The organism is Methylobacterium sp. WL116, assembly GCF_008039455.1.
GTDB lineage: Bacteria > Pseudomonadota > Alphaproteobacteria > Rhizobiales > Beijerinckiaceae > Methylobacterium.
The window spans coordinates 1-907 of record NZ_VRUV01000949.1; the positions used below are offsets into that span (position 1 = coordinate 1).

At 67.8% G+C, this 907-nt stretch carries 1 protein-coding gene and 1 pseudogene; one reads left to right on the top strand and one right to left on the bottom strand.

Annotated elements, in window-relative coordinates:
- A pseudogene (locus tag FV223_RS28675) lies at window positions 1-370 on the bottom strand (hypothetical protein); the annotation flags it as partial.
- A 309-nt stretch (window positions 371-679) separates the two neighbouring features.
- Between FV223_RS28675 and FV223_RS31030 the strand changes: the two are divergent.
- The gene (locus tag FV223_RS31030) at window positions 680-832 is read left to right on the top strand and encodes a hypothetical protein (protein ID WP_187274756.1); all 153 of its coding nucleotides are present in this window, start codon (window positions 680-682) and stop codon (window positions 830-832) included.
- Window positions 833-907 lie beyond the last annotated feature (75 nt).

The window sequence follows — 907 nt, forward strand, 5'->3', positions numbered from 1 at the left end:
GCTCGGGGGTGAGGATGATGCCGCCGAGCGTCCAGAGCGAGACGAAGAAGAAGCCCAGCGTCGCCCGCACCAGCAATTCGGTGTCGGTGCGCAGCCGCGCGGTGACCCGGTCCAGGGCGTTGAGCAGCGCGGTGCCGAGCGGGGTGCCCTCGGCGAGGCACCCGAACATCAGGCACAGGACCGACAGGCCGACGAGCCACTCGAAATCGAGGCAGAGCACCTGCTCGAGGCCGCGGGGCTGGCCGGCGACGTCGTAGGCGCAGAACCATTTTACATGGGCGCTAGCCTCGCTGCTGGCGAGCAGGGTCGCGGGAAGGGCTAGGGCGCCGGCAAGAAACGGAGAAGAGCAACGCCACTCAAAGGTCCGCATCGAAGCCTCGTCACAACGGGTCAGAACAGTGCTTACCGATGCATTTAGAACTAAGCCGCCGGATTTTGCCAAGGGTTTGTTAACGTCCGTGTCGAAAAGGTTAACGCTGTGGGTGCCGGGTAGAATCGGCTGAAAGCGAATCCCGTCTAGGGCGCCGTGCCGGGCAACGCGCCATTCAGCATGGACGCGGATTCCCAGCTCTTCGGACGGCCGCGCAAGACTTCGCTCAGTGTTGGCCGGCGATCCTGGCGCGGCCGGAACCCGACATCGCCGGCCGGACCAAGCGTGGGGGGATTGCGGATGATCGGCTTGGCAAGTCTCGCGAGCCTCGGTGCCGGGATCGGGCTGGCCGGCTTCGCGCCGCGTGCGGGCCTGCGCGCCGCCACCTTCGAATCCTGCGGCGGCGTGCTTCTGGTGACCGGCCTCGCCCTGCTCGGCGCTGGGCTGCCGCTGTTCCGCTAGGGCATTCCCCAGCGAGGTGGATCGAGGGGCGTGCGACGATGCTGCCGGCGACGCCGCCGCGGACGCATCCGGGGC